The sequence below is a fragment of the Vibrio sp. 1641 genome (genome assembly GCF_033339995.1).
Taxonomy (GTDB): domain Bacteria; phylum Pseudomonadota; class Gammaproteobacteria; order Enterobacterales; family Vibrionaceae; genus Vibrio; species Vibrio alginolyticus.
In genome coordinates this window covers 1-1,257 of sequence record NZ_JAWOVP010000046.1, presented here as the reverse complement: position 1 = coordinate 1,257, position 1,257 = coordinate 1, and the positions used below count along the sequence as shown (strand labels likewise).

Below are 1,257 nucleotides of genomic sequence, written 5' to 3'. Positions count from 1 at the left end.
ATTTGAGCAAAGTTTCAGTTCAAATATTGATTACACGTACCAAATTTGGGCAAAGGGCTAACAAACTGTTTAAGAGGGATTCGCAACGCGTGGCATTTTTACTATGCGTTGGTTTTAGTGGTTAAGGTGGTATGCGGAAGCTTCGGTATTGCGTTGCTCACCCCTTAACAGGGCGTTAGAGCACTCCTAGTAAAGTAACATAGAGTTAACAAAATAATGTTAGATAAATTAGTTGGTAAGGTTATTAATTTCAAAGCGGTCACTAAAACCAAGGTACAGTTTGAATTAAGTGAAAATAATTGTGTAATCGAACTTCAAGTATCTGATGCTTGGGTTATTAATCGTAATGATGAAGTTACTGTTGTCGGCGAGCGGGACTCAAAAACAGGTAAGTTTATTGCCTATGCTTACAATAACCACACAAAGGGAGTATTTGGTAAGTATGATGCCCAAGTAGTAGGTGGATGGTTGTTTGTTGTTATTGGGCTATTCTTTTTTTGGGCTATTTTTCCACTGTTCTTACATGTTCCTGCAGGAATCAAACAGATTTCGCTTGGGAAAAAAGTTAACGAAGCTTTTGACTTGGTGACACAGAGCAAAGTGCTCTAACAAAGCATTTAAGAGTGATTCGCAACGCGTGACTCTGTAACGAAAATCACCTCCCCCTATTGATTAATGTATACCAATTTCATAGAACCACTTGAAGATGTATACATTAATCAGAATCCAAATTTATGCCTGAGCCACACTCAAAATCGGTGTCTATTATTCCTATTATGTTAAACGGGCGAGTTAGCTATCAAAAACAGCCCTTAGAACGCCATCAGAGGCTCTAGGCACGTTTTTAAGCACTTACTATGCCCTACTGACCCAGAAATCGGGCTGAAAGTTTGTGACGCTTTTCAGGCGATTTACAGGGCAAAGATGGCGCTGTTCGTTTGAAACAAAAAACGCCCTCTAAGGGGCGTTTTTCTAGGTTTTATCAAAAAATTAAGTAATTTAAAGATGCAACATTGGGTTCATCTGTTGGTGCAAGATCCGGATAACAAATATATCGAACTCTCGAATTCGATAAAAAATAGCGTGCTTCTGATGATCATGCCGACGTACTCCAGAACGAAGTTCGGAGCAATCCCTACCAATGAATGGCGCCTCAGACAATGTTTGTAAGCACTGCTCCATTTCATCGGTGTAGTGTTCTGCTTGGTCTTCGCCAAAATTTAGAAAGGTATATTCATAGATGTCGCCGAAATCGTC

2 protein-coding genes are annotated in these 1,257 nt (G+C 39.7%); one reads left to right on the top strand and one right to left on the bottom strand.

The window, feature by feature from the left end:
* Positions 1-216: 216 nt before the first annotated feature.
* Positions 217-609 carry a hypothetical protein gene (locus R7Z47_RS24045; RefSeq protein ID WP_000884724.1) on the top strand — a complete coding sequence of 131 codons (393 nt, stop codon included), beginning with the start codon at positions 217-219 and terminating at the stop codon, positions 607-609.
* 390 nt (positions 610-999) lie between these two features.
* On the opposite strand, the gene R7Z47_RS24040 is transcribed toward R7Z47_RS24045, so the two are convergent.
* On the bottom strand, positions 1,000-1,257 hold a 258-nt coding region (locus R7Z47_RS24040), incomplete at its 5' end, for a type II toxin-antitoxin system RelE/ParE family toxin (RefSeq protein ID WP_318130667.1).

Bases quoted from the DNA above. Each gene is read 5' to 3' on its own strand.
- R7Z47_RS24045 (WP_000884724.1), top strand. From the start codon at position 217: ATGTTAGATAAATTAGTTGGTAAGGTTATTAATTTCAAAGCGGTCACT.